Genomic DNA, 12,569 nt, shown 5'->3' with positions numbered 1-12,569 from the left:
CATGCCTGGAAAGAAGGCCCCGTATGGAGAGTTTGCCGGTAGAAAGCTCAAGCTCAAGAGGAAGAAGTTCCGCTGGAGCGACATTCGCTATAAGAGAAGAGTCCTCCGCCTTAAGGAGAAGAGCGACCCGCTTGAGGGAGCCCCGCAGGCCAAGGGAATCGTCCTTGAGAAGATAGCCGTCGAGGCAAAGCAGCCGAACTCGGCTATGCGTAAGGCAGTCAGGGTTCAGCTCATCAAGAACGGCAAGGTCGTTACCGCTTTCACGCCGGGTGACGGTGCGATAAACCACATCGACGAGCACGACGAGGTCATCATCGAGGGAATCGGCGGTCCTAAGGGCGGTTCTATGGGTGACATCCCCGGAATCAGGTACAAGGTCGTCAAGGTGAACCGTGTCAGCCTCAAGGAGCTCGTCAAGGGCAGGAAGGAGAAGCCGAGGAGGTGAAGTGAATGGCCAAGCCGCTTACAGAGAGGTTCTATCAGCCAAAGGAGCTCAAGGTCATGGGAAGGTGGAGCGTTGAGGATGTAACCGTCAACGACCCGTCACTCAGGCCCTACATCAACCTCGACGCCAGAATACTTCCGCACAGCCACGGAAGGCACGCCAAGAAGTCCTTCGGAAAGGCTAACGTTCACATCGTCGAGAGACTCATCAACAAGGTCATGCGCAGCGGTGCCAGCGGCCACAAGGTCGGCGGTCACTTCATGAGGCGTGAGCACCGCTCCCTCATGAGCAAGAAGATGAAGGCCTACGAGGTCGTCAAGGAGGCCTTCATGATCATCGAGCGCAGGACGAAGCAGAACCCGATACAGGTTCTTGTCAGGGCCATCGAGAACTCCGCCCCGAGGGAAGACACCACCACCATTGCTTTCGGCGGTATCAGGTACCACATGGCGGTTGACGTTTCCCCGCTCAGGAGGCTTGACATAGCCCTCAAGAACATCGCCCTCGGTGCTTCAGCAAAGTGCTACAGGAACAAGACCAGCTACGCCCAGGCCCTTGCGGAGGAAATAATCGCCGCCGCCAACAGGGACCCGAAGAGCTTCGCCTACAGCAAGAAGGAAGAGATCGAGAGGATCGCCCAGTCCTCGCGCTGAGGGCTGGAGGTTTTTCTCCTTCATTTCCGCTTTTCTCAAAGTTTCTCGAAAATTGAAAGATCAGTGAGAGAGGGCTTTTCCGAGCCACTTGGCGAGCGCCACGATCGTCAGTATCGGGGGCATTCCCGGGGCCTTTGGAAGGGCGCTGGCGTCACAGACGTGGAGGTTCCTGACCTTCGTCTCAAGGTAGCCGTCCACCACCGTCCCTATCGTGGCGGTCCCTCCAACGTGGGCACCCTGTGGTTTTGAGACAAAGATGGAACCCGGCTCCGCACCCATCTCCTCGAGTATCTCCCTGGCTACCGAAGAGCCATCATCGAGCCTTTTCTGGTCGTCATGGGTTATCCTTTTTGAGACGCTACCGTCGGGGTAAACTTCCCCACTGGAGTCGTCTGCGGTCTTGACCATTATGCCGACGAGCTTATCAGTCGGGACCATGAACCCCTTTCTTCCGGCTTCCATGAATCTGACGGTTCTGTTGGTGTTCAGGTAGGGCGAGAGTATAAAACCCCTCTCGTCGTGGAACTCGTGGTTGACGAGCGGCATTGAGGGTTCCCTGGCCTGGTGCATGTCATCTATAAGGCCGTAGACGTTGACGAACACGTCGATAAAGAGGCCCTTTCCCGCGCATTCAATCCCAGAGTTCTGGAGTATTACGGGGGTTGCCAGCGCCCCTGCGGCGAGTATGACCGTGTCAGCGGTTATCTCCACGTACCCGTCTTTACCACGTCCCCGAACTCCCGCGGCTTTCCCGCCCCTCACGATGACCTCCTCCACTGGGGTCTCGTAAAGAACTTCCGCCCCCATCTCAAGTGCATCGTTCAGGTAATCCAGGGCCGTCCATTTTGCACCCTGAAAACAGCCGAAGGTGCACTGGGCACACTGAGTGCATTTCGAGAAGTCGAGGAACTTTGGCATGGGATCCATTCTGTAACCGAGGCTGGAACATGCTTCCCTCATACTACGCGACGCCTCGGACAGGAGACGCTCAGGGGTTGGGGATATCCCCATCTCCCCCTCTGCCTCCCTGAACTCGCCCTCCAGATCAATGCCTAGGTCCTTGAACTCCTCCTGGAGGCACCGCATCCCGTTGGCACACGAAACGACGGTAGAGCCGCCGGCCATTATCGTCCTCCACAGGATAACCCCCTCCCTGGAAGCCCTCGGAGTTTTGTACCCGGTGGTGTCAAAGTACCTGAGGGAGTCCCTGAAAGTCCCCACGTGTTCTTCGTACTTCCCAGCCTCAACGATTAGAACGTCCTTTCCAGCTTTGCTTAACTCTCTCGCAACGGTGGCACCTCCGGCGCCAGAACCGACAACTAGGTACTCAGTACGCTTTTTCATAAAACCATCTCCACGGAGAGATCGATTGAAGAAGGGTTATTCTCGCTTCGTAATAGGAACCCAAAGTATATATGGGTTTGGATTCACATTTAAGCCCTCTGGTTCCAGTTTACAAGTTACGAGATTGGGTTCTCGTATGCGGGGATACGAACGGGGCGCGAGGTTTTTAAGCCCTTATAGGTAAGACAAAATCGGTGAAAGTAAGATGGTTACCGTAAAAGTTTCCTCAAAGGGCCAGATAGTTTTACCAAAGCCCATCCGCGAGAAGTTTGGCATTAAGCCCGGCGACGAGGTTGAGATACTCGACTTTGGGGACGAGATAGTTATAGTCCCCGTGAAAAGGGATGTCGAGCTTATGGGGATTCTGAAATTTGACAAGCCCCTCAAAGAGATCATGAGGGAAGTGAGGGAGGAGGAACGGGAACTGGAGGGCAGGAAATGGAGAGGGTAGTGCTAGACAGCTACGCTATCCTTACCTACCTCCTCCATGGAAGGGGTGCGGAGAGGGTCAGGTCTATGTTCGATGAAGCGGGAAAAGGCAGGCTGGAACTCTACATGAACGTCGTCAATCTCGGCGAGGTCTACTACATAATAGCCCGCAGGAAAGACCTTGATACCGCGGACTTTATAGTGGCAAACCTGAAAAGGAAGCCCATACTCTTCGTCCCCGTTGATGAGAGGCTCTCCCTTATAGCCGGCAGGATAAAGGCCTTTTACAGGCTCAGCTACGCCGATGCCTTTGCCGTTGCCACTGCCATAGACCTCAACGCAACCCTTCTAACCGGAGATGAAGAGTTCAGGAGCGTCGAGGATCGGGTGAAGATCGAGTGGCTTTGAGTTCATCATCGTTTTTCGGGTCTTCTATACAGCCAAAAGGAGAACGCCTAGGCCTATCATATCTTACCGCGCCTGTCATAGGTGTGTGCAGTCCTTTCCATTTTCATCCCCCAATCAGGTGGTTGAGATATATTTGGTGGGCACTTACAGGACTGGTAGTGCTATAGCTTAGACATGGACGAAAACAACTCGATATAAAACTCCAAGAAGCCAGAATGAAAGAAGCAATCGCCAAGGGCGTCGAAATCGGAATGAAGAATGCAAAAGAGGGCTAACCCTTCTCATCAATCCTTTCAAACGGATTGTAAATTCTAAGCCCTTCGATACCCTTGAAGTCTCCAACGTTCCTTGTTACGAGGGTGTAGCCGTATCTCAGGGCAGTGGCCGCTATTACTGCATCCGGGAGCTTTATGCTTTTCCTTCTCCTCAACTCAATCGCAAGCTCAGCGATATCGCCGGTTAGGGGGATTACGTGGGCGAAGCTTATGAACTCCTTTGACTTTTCAAAGCCCTCTGGAGTGTGCCCTTTCCAGCCGAGGAACTCAATCTTCGTGATTATTGAGATGTTGAAGCTCTTCTTCAGGATTTCCTCTATCTTGGGTATCTCCTCTTCCGGAATTGTATCGGCGAGGTAGTATATGAGGATGTTGGTGTCTATCAGAAACCCCTCTCCCATTCCGACCTCAGCTCCTGGAGGCTCTTTTCGAGGTCTTTTCTTCCCTTGTAAATCCCCCTGTACTTTGAAGGCTCGAAGAATTCAGCCTTTATCCTCTCCCAGAGTTCCGGGGGTATGATGACGCCTTTGATCTTCCCGTGTTCGTCGTAGATGTACTCCACATCCTCCATACTCACACCTGAAGTGGTTTTGCCCTTCGCGTATTTAACTCTTCCCCCAGTGTTATACCCTCCGGTAGGAGGGAAATCTATAAATACCCGGAGGGAGGAAGGAAATGGGGCGCAGAGTAGCAGAGCTTCAGAAGGAATTGGAAGGAGGTAAGGATATAAGCTTTATAATATCAACCATAATCGGGGCCGGTATATTGTCATTGCTCCAGTTCTTTGCGTTTGATTTGCGCAACATCTCTCTCGTTGGATGGATCGCAGTTTTCACAGGCGTGATTGTAATTCTTGCCGGAACCATGGCATTGATATCATCTGCGTATAAAGTCCAAGCAGACCCTCAAAAGTTTGTAGATGCCTACAAGTGGGACTATCCCCAGAAGAAGGAACTCGAAATCCTAGAACTAGCATACAAAGAAGCTCATAAATACCAAAATGAAGCGTTCAAAGATGCCCTTTTCACTTGGTTAGGCTTCGGTTTTTATCTCGGACTTCTTGGAATAGGTTTCTCCACTGGTGGTTTGATAATCAAAAATGGATCATATTTTTGGACAATTTTCGGCATAAGCTCAATAGCCTCTTTCGTCGGCTTTGTCCTCACTATCGTCTCATACCTCCGCAAGCGCTCCATCGAGAAGGCCCTCTTCGCAATCCAGCTCAAGAAGAGTGACAAGGCGGAACTTTCAATCAAGCTTTGAGTTTTTGTTTTTATATCAAACTCCTCCCCACCATATTTCCCGGCTTCTCAACCCCGAAGAAGCTCAGAACCGTCGGAGCTATGTCCATCAGGCTCGGCTCTTTAAGTTCAACCTTTTCAAACCCCCACAGTATGAGCGGAACCTTCACAACCGGCTCGTTCATTGAGCCGTGCATTCCCTTAACCCAGTGGCTGACACCTTTAATTCCTTTGCACATCCTGTGGGAGCAGAACCAGTATCCCGGCTTGGCCGAGACTATCAGTTCACCGCTGTTTGGGTTATCGAGGTGAGGAAGTTCATCGCGGAAGAACACTGCCCCAACGCCGGGTGCTTTTCTCAAAACCTCAAAGGCATCCTCCACTTCGTTTGGGTTCTTCAGATAGACGTGGACGCCCCCGCCAGAGGAAACGCGGAGAGTTTCTATTCCGTGCTTCCGCAGATAGGTTCTGAGGTTCACCCAGGTGTGAACAGCTTCCTGCCCGTGGTCGGCAAAGATGATGAATGCGTACTCGCCCTTCAGCCTCTCCCATAGGGTTCTGACGGCAGTATCGACGGTTTCCACCGCTTTTAAGGCTCCCTCGCTTAGCGGCCCGTAATCGTGGCTCATGCCGTCTATGGATGCGAAGTGGACGAGGAGTAAATCGGGCTTGCATTCCTCGTAGAGGTACAGGGCGGAGTTTAGAACCCACAGATCCTTCCGCCAGTCCCTCCCATGCTGCCTGTACATCTTGTCGCCCGCGAAGAAGGGCGGGAAGATTCTAACGTCGGTGCCGCTGAAGGGAGGCATGGTGTAGCCGCTCACTGCGGCAGTTCGGACTCCCCTCTCCCGAAGGATGTCCACTACCGTCGGGGCTTTTATGACCTTGTGGGGGTTGAACGCCACCTCATAGTCGTAGAAGTTCACCTTTCTGTCGGCCAGCCTGTCGTAGTAGCCGTTCTCGACGACGCCGTGGTCTTTCGGCCACACCCCCGTCATCACGGTGGTGTGAACCAGGTCGGTCAGCGTCGGGAAGATTGAATCCACTACCTCAAACTCCCCGTTCTCGGCGAGCTCGCTCAGGAAGGGCATGTGCTTGAGGTTGTAGATTCCATTCCCGTCGAGGCTGATCAGGGCGAGCTTTTTCCTCATAGTTCAAACCCCAAAAGTGAGCATATCCTCTTGCTTATTTCCTTTTTGAGGATTGGACCTATCTCTCCGAGTTCACCAATGAGGACATCCTTTTGGACTGTGGCTATTTTTGTAAGCCTAACGAACGATGAAACTTTGAGGCCAGTCAAGTGGAATTCCGGGTGAGATTTTTCGATGAGGATGTCTGTACTTGGATTGTAATGTTCAATCCGTGAGGAAATGAAGGTAAGGGTAACATCATCCCGGTCTTCAAACAACACAAGGGCGGGGCGAAGTTTAGTTCCCTTTAAGCTCGTAAACGGAAACGGCACGAGAACTATCTTCCCTTTCATCTGTATCTCACCTTAAGGTCATCCTCCGAATATATGTCCGGTTCGTTCTCAAGGAATTCCCTCAGGGATTCCTCCGAAAGCTTCATAATGGCGTAGCTCTCTTCCCGCTCAAGTAGCTCACCCAGGAGCCTTTCTATATTCTCAAGTTTCTTTTCGATCTTCACAAGCTCTCTAACAAGGTCAACCCCCTCCACGCTATCACCTCCAACCGGTGTCGGCCTGACATGCAGTCATCACACCTCAGTGGGATGGAGTGCTCGTCATCCACCTGAATTCTCTCTGCCGAGGCGGTATATATTCCTTCCGAGCCATTCATCCAAAGTTTTCTGCCTCGCGAGGGTTCCCAGGATGTAGCTCCTCGCAAGGTACTTCTCAAACGGATGCTCCAGGCGCCTCTTAATGGCCTCAAGGGCCTCGTTGAGGGTCTCGAAGCGGCCTATGAGGTTGCCCATGGCCTTCTTCACGCCAAGGCGAATCTGCCAGACGCCAACGGGGGCGTAGTACTCCGGTGTAACTTCCCTGAACACGACTGCCCTCGCCTGCCTCCTTCTTCCCCGGAGCGCTTCGAGGACGCTCAGCCTCGCCGCGTGGTATGCCCCGGCGGTTTCTTTAACGTACTCCTTCCTCCCCCGGAAGTCCTCGTAGTCGTGGATCACGCTCGGCTCGCTGGCACCGAAGAGTGATCCTTTAAGCCAGACCTCAAGCAGCTCAAAGGCGTAAGTTTCGGGCATCAGCAGGACTGCATACCTGTTCCCAAGGAAGCGGTAGAAATAAACTTCATAGTCGTTTATCTCGGGGTAGTGGAGGATTTCGCGCCTCAGATTCCTGCCTATCGTGTCTTGGACGGCGGTTATGCTCCAGCGCGTTGGCACTAGCTTTTTATCAACGCCGAGAAGCCCCGCCGAGAGGAGTCGTATGATGTAGTACTCGTCGAAGCCCCAGTTGTAGAGGCGCATTATGGCCGTCTCTGCCTTAAGCTCGTCGCTCACCACGTAGTCAGTCCTGCGGGGGATTTTCGGATTCTCGGTCAGCTCAAAGTCAAGGAGTTCCGCCTTAGGCCCTATTGGTGGGGCGAACTCGCTTGGGAGAACCTTAAGGACGGGCTTCCTCTTGAGTAGTATCTCGCTGTCGACCGGCCTTATTGACATCGCCAGCTCCTGAACCTCACCCAAAATCCGGCCGCTCCTCCTTACGTGGATATCCGCCTTTGTTTCACCCATCACAAGGAGGGAGCGGTAGTAGAGGATGTCCTTTATCGTCTTGTCCTCCCATTTGAGTGGATTGTCGAGGTGACTTGTGTTCCCCTCGATGGGGGGCACGAGAGGCCCTATTCGAACCCTGGGATAGCCGTACTCGCCGACGAAGATGCTGGGGGGAGAAGAGCCGAAGAGGTGGCGCTTGTTCAGTCTCTGCTCAACGGTGCGGGCTACCCTGAACCTCTCGAGAATCGGACAGGTAGGCCTCCCACAGAGGAGCTTTCTGCCCTTGCATACTGCACAGAGTTTCGAGTTAAAGGGTGGGGCACTCATTGGAGATAGGTACGGGGGAGGGTATTTATGGTTTGCCGATGGCGACAAAGTTCCAAAAAACTTAAAAACCCTCCTCGGCTCATATAACCTGGGCACTGGAGTGCCGCGGTAGCCTAGCCTGGTAGGGCGCCGGCCTGCTAAGCCGGTGGGCGTTGCCCACAGGGGTTCAAATCCCCTCCGCGGCGCCAGCATCTTTCTTCGGGTCAAACGCCGGGATAGCCTAGAGGCGAGGCGAGGGACTGCAGATCCCTTCCACCCGGGTTCAAATCCCGGTCCCGGCTCCACAATTCTACAAACTTCGCCTACGCGACGTTGAAGCTCCGCTTCAACGCACGGGACGATAGTCCCGTTGAGTTTGAGCAAGGTTTGCATGTCCCTTTTGAAGATTCTCAGTTATAAAAGGGGTTACTCCCTCATTGGAGAGTTTTGTGGGTTTCACTGCAAGAATAACGCCCGAAGGGCGTTAAAGGGTGCGAAACAGGTTTCAATTCCCTGTGTTTTTGATTTAACCTCGCTTTGGACGTGTAATCTTAGAGGGACATGCGAACACATTCTGACCAGTCCCAGCGGAAGTTTATTTTTGATCAAACTTTGCTCTGCAAAGTTTGCTTGCTTCGCAAAGCGTTGACGGAAAGAGGGCGTGCTCTTCTAAAAATCGGATTTTAAGGGGTTACTCCCTACAACAATAGCTACAAAACTTTGATAGAACTTTGCACTAGCAGAGCTTGCTGGCCTCAGGAGTGGTGGCCCTCCGCACCGCTCGGTGCCGGGCCAACCGCTCAGCCCGAAGGGAGTGCAAGCACATCGGCCAGTGGAATTTATAAAGGCCTCAAAGATATGCCTTTCGGTGGTGGGAGATGATCAGGGTAAAGGTCCTTGGAAGGGGAATAGAAAAGGAGATCGAGTGGCGGAATGGCATGAGGGTCGCCGATGTCCTCCGCGAAGTGGGCTTCAACACCGAGAGCGCCATAGCAAAGCTCAACGGGAGGGTCGCGTTGGAGGACGAGAATGTCAAAGATGAAGACTACGTGGAGGTCATCCCGGTCGTTTCTGGGGGGTAAAAACGGTTTGTTCCTCCAGCTTGTCATCAATTTTGTAAAACTTAGTTATGATCTCGAAAGTGTTATATACTACTTCTGACAATTATATTGTGATAACGTCTTTGGGGGGGGCGAATGCGGAAGTGGGTGGGAATGCTCCTCCTTGGGCTTCTCCTCCTGAGCGGCTTCCAGACAGTCAAAGCGGGAGCAACACAAACCCCCAACCAAACCCGGCCAGCCTGCCAAGACTGCTCGTGCATAGACGTTAACACCCTCCTAAACCAGCTTGAAGAAAACATCACGAACCTGACCCACACCATCGACCAAAGGAAGTCAAAACTCGAAAAGCTTTACGAAAAATGGAACACCACTAAAAACACGAGCATTCTCTTCGAAATTGTGAAGCTAAAAGATGAGATTAGACTCCTCACCAACGAGTTAAAATACCTCGAACGTCAAAAGCTCAGCCTCCAACTCGTTCAGAAATATACTGTAGAAACTCCCTACGGGAGAAAAGTCCTGAACTACAAACTGCCCTCTGAGAGCACAATCGTCCAAGAACACGTTAAAAAAGTCCACCCAGTGAGGACTGATGTTGACCTAGCCTGGTTCATAGCATACTACAGGCAGGCGGCGGAGCTGACGTTCACAGAAGTCGTTCAAACGGACATGCGGATGAGGGAACTGCTCAAGAAAGTTGAAGCCGGGAACTACACCGAAGAAACCATCAACGAGATATTCACCCTGCTGGACAAAAGAGAAAAACTCTGGAGGGAAATCTACAAGTTTGCCGAGAAGAAGGAGAAACTGCAAACCCTGAAAACACTCAAAGAAACCGGACGAAAACAAACGCTAATAGGAGCGGCTACCGGAGTAGAACCGCTGGCAATAACCACTGGAATTGCAGGAGGAGAAAGTTGCTATAGCATATTTTGCAACGTGAATCATGGTTACAAGGATCCATTGCCCGGAGTAGATGACCCCAAATACGCGGATTCAGCCCCATTAGTGCACTACAGTTCATTTTATCCAGCTGTAGTGTGGGTTGGGATTTATCAAAGTAGCGAACCTAACGTGCGTTACTTTTGGGGACAATATTGCACTTACGAGTTCCCACAAACAGGTACAGACTTTAGGAAATATTGGGATAAGGCTGTGGAGATACATCCAGGGAGCCAATTCCAAGACTTTGGCTCAATACAGATAAAGCTCTTTTATAATGGCTGGGCATACAATCCCAATGAAGGCAACGAGCTACAGGAGAGCAACATAATCTGGCAAGTCGAATGCAACAAATACGGATGCTGGGTTGTCACCAACTACCTAAAACCTCTCTCGGATCCAGACGCTCCTTATTATACTGACAAGTATTACAAGCTTTATGTGAATAAATACTGGCTTGGATGCTGTAAGTATGGAGATGTTGGGAGTTCCTGCAAGTGGGCAAACAATCACTGCGGAGGATGCTTTGCACCAGATCAAGCTAGATCCCAAAATTTCGTTATATGTACCAAAGAAGAATACGGAGACCAATGTGGACGAACAACAGTGGTACTGTTTGATAACGGATAGCTTTGGAGGATGATGAGATGAAAGCCAGAAAAGGACTTTTCATTTTGCTGACAGTTGTTATTCTATTTGTCTTCTTTTTACCCAAAGGCTTACTTATCCCAACAAAGGCAGATGGGGCATCTTTTGAGGATAATCGCGTATCAACAAGTTGCCCATTCAGGATTCACGCAACCTATATACCCGCTAATTTCTCATATGTTTTCAAAATTTTTGTAAACAACACGTCCGTCGCCAATTACACGCTACCCGGAATGAACAAAGGTCACATCTGCACCCCGGAGGGAGTTCTATTATATGCGTATTTCCTTGAAGGGGGCAGAGGAAAAACTTCTATGATCTTTCTTGACTACAACCTGAGCATAAAATGGTGGCGGCCCGCCTCGGGATACCCACTCAGATACACCCGGGATGGTCTTATTATCGTTAGCTCTGCCCCGTTTGGCTCCGGAGGAGAGTCCTGCGCATACCTCATGAACGTATCCACGGGAGAAACGACATTTAGATTTTGTCCAGACGTTTTAGGAGCCCATATCTCCGACGTCAGAATTATTGGAGACAAGGCTTACGTGACCGTTGGATGGCCAGATAGGGGGTGGTCTTCCCTCAAGACTAAATTGATCCTCTATGTCGTGGAAGGGAAGAAAGTTAAGAGGAAAACAATTACGGGCATCAACGGTGAGGGCCTTGGAATCAGGGCGCTCGTAGATGCCGACGATGAGCATGTTGCAGTGGCGTATTATCTCAAAAATGAGAAAGGCGATGAAAAGAACGGGGTCTGCGTTTACACGGCAGGCCATTTAATCAAAATTGCCTGCAAGAGCTTCAATGAGCGGCCGTATGACGTTAAACTCGATGGAAACGTAGTTTACATCAAAACGTGGAATGGGGTAAAGGCCTACAGAATAATCGGTCCTTGAAAATCTCAAAGAGGGAGAAAGCGTCAGGAACCCAGCCTCTTCCTCATGAAGGCCTCGAAGTTGTCCATGGCCTCCTCAAGGACATCAACCGGCGGCAGGAAGACCGCCCTGAAGTGCCATTTCCCGGCAATTCCAAAGCCCGAGCCGTGGACGAAGAGGACGTGGGCCTCGTGAAGGGCATCGAGAACGAACTCCTTGTCGTTCTTCCACTTGGAACGCTCCTCTATCTTGGGGAAGATGTAGAACGCTCCCTGGGGCTTCACGGTGCTTATCCCCGGAATCTCGTTGAGGCGTTTGTAGATGTAGTCCCTCCTCTCCCTGAGCTTGGCCATGTACTCCTCGAGGTAGTCCATCGGACCGGTGAGACCGGCTATTGCCGCGAACTGGGCCGGAGTGTTGGGACACAGCCTTATCCTGGCCATTTTGTCTATTGCCTCCCTTATCTCGGCGAGCTTGTTTTCCGGATCGACGTAGTAGAAGTAGCCGAGGCGCCAGCCGGTGGCGAAGTATACCTTTGACATGCCGTTCATAACGATAACAGGAACGTCCTTCGTGAGGGAGCCCGGAGAGACGTGTTTTCCTTCGTAGGTCATGAGGTCGTATATCTCGTCGCTTATGACGGGCAGGTCGTACTCACCGGCAAGGTCGAGTATCTCCTTAATCGTCTTCTTCTCGTAGAGCGCCCCCGTTGGGTTGTTCGGGTTGATGACCGCTATGGCCTTCGTCCTCTCGTCTATTTTCTTCCTCATATCGTCGATGTCGGGCTGCCAGCCGTTCTCCTCTACGGTAAGGTACTCGTTGGCAATGCCGCCGTAGAACTTGACGAGACCAGTGTATGGCGGATAGCTGGGACTCGGGACAAGGATGTTGTCCCCCGGGTTGAGGAGGGCGCCGAATATGAACTGCAGCGCCTCGGTAACGGCCGCGGTAACGCGGACGTCGTCGGGGGTTATATCAACGCCGTTCTTCTTCCTCTCGCGCTCCACTATCGCCTCCCTCAGCTCGGGGATTCCCTCGCTCGGTCCGTAGTAGTTGTGACCATCCTGGATGGCCCTGCAGTACGCGTCCCTCATGTGCTTCGGCGGCTGAAAGTCATATTTGCCCGGATCGCCAATGTTGAGCCTGATGACCTTTATCCCCTTCTTTTCAAGCTCCCTCGCCGGGAGAACAACGTCCCTTATGGCGTATTCGATGCCCATGGCCCTTTCGGATGCGCGAATCATGTGAACCACC

General features: G+C 51.9%; 16 protein-coding genes and 2 tRNA genes. 10 read left to right on the top strand and 8 right to left on the bottom strand.

Annotated elements, in window-relative coordinates; genetic code table 11:
- Position 1 precedes the first annotated feature (1 nt).
- The gene (locus tag ACZ5M3_RS10630; RefSeq protein WP_014788295.1) at positions 2-445 is read left to right on the top strand and encodes a 30S ribosomal protein S12; all 444 of its coding nucleotides are present in this window, start codon (positions 2-4) and stop codon (positions 443-445) included.
- A 5-nt stretch (positions 446-450) separates the two neighbouring features.
- Positions 451-1,098, top strand: coding sequence for a 30S ribosomal protein S7 (locus ACZ5M3_RS10625; RefSeq protein ID WP_464839537.1), 648 nt, complete (start codon positions 451-453; stop codon positions 1,096-1,098).
- A 60-nt stretch (positions 1,099-1,158) separates the two neighbouring features.
- Here ACZ5M3_RS10625 and ACZ5M3_RS10620 read toward each other — a convergent pair whose 3' ends face one another.
- Complete coding sequence (locus ACZ5M3_RS10620; RefSeq protein WP_464839536.1) at positions 1,159-2,442, bottom strand: FAD-dependent oxidoreductase; 1,284 nt, start codon at positions 2,440-2,442, stop codon at positions 1,159-1,161.
- Between the two features lie 205 nt (positions 2,443-2,647).
- On the opposite strand from ACZ5M3_RS10620, the gene ACZ5M3_RS10615 reads away from it, so the two are divergent.
- Both ACZ5M3_RS10615 and ACZ5M3_RS10610 read left to right on the top strand, forming a co-directional pair.
- Positions 2,648-2,893 carry an AbrB/MazE/SpoVT family DNA-binding domain-containing protein gene (locus tag ACZ5M3_RS10615; protein WP_464839535.1) on the top strand — a complete coding sequence of 82 codons (246 nt, stop codon included), beginning with the start codon at positions 2,648-2,650 and terminating at the stop codon, positions 2,891-2,893.
- Complete coding sequence (locus ACZ5M3_RS10610) at positions 2,881-3,279, top strand: PIN domain-containing protein (protein WP_464839534.1); 399 nt, start codon at positions 2,881-2,883, stop codon at positions 3,277-3,279. The genes ACZ5M3_RS10615 and ACZ5M3_RS10610 overlap by 13 nt, the downstream gene beginning before the upstream one ends.
- 271 nt (positions 3,280-3,550) lie before the next feature.
- On the opposite strand, the gene ACZ5M3_RS10605 is transcribed toward ACZ5M3_RS10610, so the two are convergent.
- Both ACZ5M3_RS10605 and ACZ5M3_RS10600 read right to left on the bottom strand, forming a co-directional pair.
- Positions 3,551-3,955, bottom strand: coding sequence for a type II toxin-antitoxin system VapC family toxin (locus tag ACZ5M3_RS10605; RefSeq protein WP_464839533.1), 405 nt, complete (start codon positions 3,953-3,955; stop codon positions 3,551-3,553).
- On the bottom strand, positions 3,937-4,125 hold the full coding sequence (locus ACZ5M3_RS10600; RefSeq protein ID WP_464839532.1) for a hypothetical protein: 189 nt from the start codon (positions 4,123-4,125) through the stop codon (positions 3,937-3,939). Before ACZ5M3_RS10600 ends, ACZ5M3_RS10605 begins: the two co-directional genes overlap by 19 nt.
- A 104-nt stretch (positions 4,126-4,229) precedes the next feature.
- Here ACZ5M3_RS10600 and ACZ5M3_RS10595 point away from each other — a divergent pair, with 104 nt between their 5' ends.
- Positions 4,230-4,817, top strand: a complete 588-nt coding sequence (locus ACZ5M3_RS10595; RefSeq protein ID WP_464839531.1) for a hypothetical protein — start codon at positions 4,230-4,232, stop codon at positions 4,815-4,817.
- A gap of 10 nt (positions 4,818-4,827) precedes the next feature.
- On the opposite strand, the gene ACZ5M3_RS10590 is transcribed toward ACZ5M3_RS10595, so the two are convergent.
- From ACZ5M3_RS10590 to ACZ5M3_RS10575, 4 genes are all read right to left on the bottom strand, one after another.
- Positions 4,828-5,946: an alkaline phosphatase family protein gene (locus ACZ5M3_RS10590; protein ID WP_464839530.1), complete on the bottom strand. Its 1,119-nt coding sequence runs from the start codon at positions 5,944-5,946 to the stop codon at positions 4,828-4,830.
- The gene (locus ACZ5M3_RS10585) at positions 5,943-6,278 is read right to left on the bottom strand and encodes a type II toxin-antitoxin system PemK/MazF family toxin (RefSeq protein ID WP_464839529.1); all 336 of its coding nucleotides are present in this window, start codon (positions 6,276-6,278) and stop codon (positions 5,943-5,945) included. The genes ACZ5M3_RS10590 and ACZ5M3_RS10585 overlap by 4 nt, the downstream gene beginning before the upstream one ends.
- Positions 6,275-6,472 (bottom strand): hypothetical protein, encoded by a 198-nt coding sequence (locus ACZ5M3_RS10580; protein ID WP_464839528.1) that lies wholly within the window; start codon positions 6,470-6,472, stop codon positions 6,275-6,277. The genes ACZ5M3_RS10585 and ACZ5M3_RS10580 overlap by 4 nt, the downstream gene beginning before the upstream one ends.
- Positions 6,473-6,538: 66 nt before the next feature.
- A complete protein-coding gene (locus tag ACZ5M3_RS10575; protein ID WP_464839527.1) occupies positions 6,539-7,807 on the bottom strand; it encodes an Nre family DNA repair protein in 1,269 nt (422 codons plus the stop codon).
- A gap of 102 nt (positions 7,808-7,909) precedes the next feature.
- Between ACZ5M3_RS10575 and ACZ5M3_RS10570 the strand changes: the two genes are divergently transcribed.
- The 5 genes from ACZ5M3_RS10570 to ACZ5M3_RS10550 all read left to right on the top strand — a co-directional run bounded on the left by ACZ5M3_RS10570 (position 7,910) and on the right by ACZ5M3_RS10550 (position 11,336).
- Positions 7,910-7,995 (top strand) — tRNA-Ser (locus ACZ5M3_RS10570).
- A gap of 21 nt (positions 7,996-8,016) precedes the next feature.
- A tRNA-Cys gene (locus tag ACZ5M3_RS10565) sits at positions 8,017-8,091 on the top strand.
- Between the two features lie 573 nt (positions 8,092-8,664).
- The gene (locus tag ACZ5M3_RS10560) at positions 8,665-8,868 is read left to right on the top strand and encodes a MoaD/ThiS family protein (RefSeq protein ID WP_464839526.1); all 204 of its coding nucleotides are present in this window, start codon (positions 8,665-8,667) and stop codon (positions 8,866-8,868) included.
- 114 nt (positions 8,869-8,982) lie between these two features.
- A complete protein-coding gene (locus tag ACZ5M3_RS10555) occupies positions 8,983-10,419 on the top strand; it encodes a beclin/Apg6 coiled-coil domain-containing protein (RefSeq protein WP_464839525.1) in 1,437 nt (478 codons plus the stop codon).
- Between the two features lie 17 nt (positions 10,420-10,436).
- Positions 10,437-11,336 (top strand): hypothetical protein, encoded by a 900-nt coding sequence (locus ACZ5M3_RS10550; RefSeq protein WP_464839524.1) that lies wholly within the window; start codon positions 10,437-10,439, stop codon positions 11,334-11,336.
- 23 nt (positions 11,337-11,359) lie between these two features.
- Here the strand turns inward: ACZ5M3_RS10550 and ACZ5M3_RS10545 are convergent, their stop codons facing one another.
- Positions 11,360-12,559 (bottom strand): aminotransferase class I/II-fold pyridoxal phosphate-dependent enzyme, encoded by a 1,200-nt coding sequence (locus ACZ5M3_RS10545; protein WP_464840920.1) that lies wholly within the window; start codon positions 12,557-12,559, stop codon positions 11,360-11,362.
- Positions 12,560-12,569 lie beyond the last annotated feature (10 nt).

It is taken from the genome of Thermococcus coalescens (genome assembly GCF_055392585.1).
This window is presented reverse-complemented; position numbering and strand designations above follow the sequence as displayed.

What these genes read in the sequence shown, in the direction of transcription:
- ACZ5M3_RS10545 (WP_464840920.1), bottom strand. Translation starts at nt 12,559, where the DNA reads ATGATTCGCGCATCCGAAAGGGCCATGGGCATCGAATACGCCATAAGG.
- ACZ5M3_RS10615 (WP_464839535.1), top strand. Translation starts at nt 2,648, where the DNA reads ATGGTTACCGTAAAAGTTTCCTCAAAGGGCCAGATAGTTTTACCAAAG.
- ACZ5M3_RS10625 (WP_464839537.1), top strand. Translation starts at nt 451, where the DNA reads ATGGCCAAGCCGCTTACAGAGAGGTTCTATCAGCCAAAGGAGCTCAAG.
- ACZ5M3_RS10590 (WP_464839530.1), bottom strand. Translation starts at nt 5,946, where the DNA reads ATGAGGAAAAAGCTCGCCCTGATCAGCCTCGACGGGAATGGAATCTAC.
- ACZ5M3_RS10550 (WP_464839524.1), top strand. Translation starts at nt 10,437, where the DNA reads ATGAAAGCCAGAAAAGGACTTTTCATTTTGCTGACAGTTGTTATTCTA.
- ACZ5M3_RS10605 (WP_464839533.1), bottom strand. Translation starts at nt 3,955, where the DNA reads ATGGGAGAGGGGTTTCTGATAGACACCAACATCCTCATATACTACCTC.
- ACZ5M3_RS10620 (WP_464839536.1), bottom strand. Translation starts at nt 2,442, where the DNA reads ATGAAAAAGCGTACTGAGTACCTAGTTGTCGGTTCTGGCGCCGGAGGT.
- ACZ5M3_RS10555 (WP_464839525.1), top strand. Translation starts at nt 8,983, where the DNA reads ATGCGGAAGTGGGTGGGAATGCTCCTCCTTGGGCTTCTCCTCCTGAGC.
- ACZ5M3_RS10630 (WP_014788295.1), top strand. Translation starts at nt 2, where the DNA reads ATGCCTGGAAAGAAGGCCCCGTATGGAGAGTTTGCCGGTAGAAAGCTC.
- ACZ5M3_RS10560 (WP_464839526.1), top strand. Translation starts at nt 8,665, where the DNA reads ATGATCAGGGTAAAGGTCCTTGGAAGGGGAATAGAAAAGGAGATCGAG.
- ACZ5M3_RS10600 (WP_464839532.1), bottom strand. Translation starts at nt 4,125, where the DNA reads ATGGAGGATGTGGAGTACATCTACGACGAACACGGGAAGATCAAAGGC.
- ACZ5M3_RS10585 (WP_464839529.1), bottom strand. Translation starts at nt 6,278, where the DNA reads ATGAAAGGGAAGATAGTTCTCGTGCCGTTTCCGTTTACGAGCTTAAAG.
- ACZ5M3_RS10575 (WP_464839527.1), bottom strand. Translation starts at nt 7,807, where the DNA reads ATGAGTGCCCCACCCTTTAACTCGAAACTCTGTGCAGTATGCAAGGGC.
- ACZ5M3_RS10595 (WP_464839531.1), top strand. Translation starts at nt 4,230, where the DNA reads ATGGGGCGCAGAGTAGCAGAGCTTCAGAAGGAATTGGAAGGAGGTAAG.
- ACZ5M3_RS10610 (WP_464839534.1), top strand. Translation starts at nt 2,881, where the DNA reads ATGGAGAGGGTAGTGCTAGACAGCTACGCTATCCTTACCTACCTCCTC.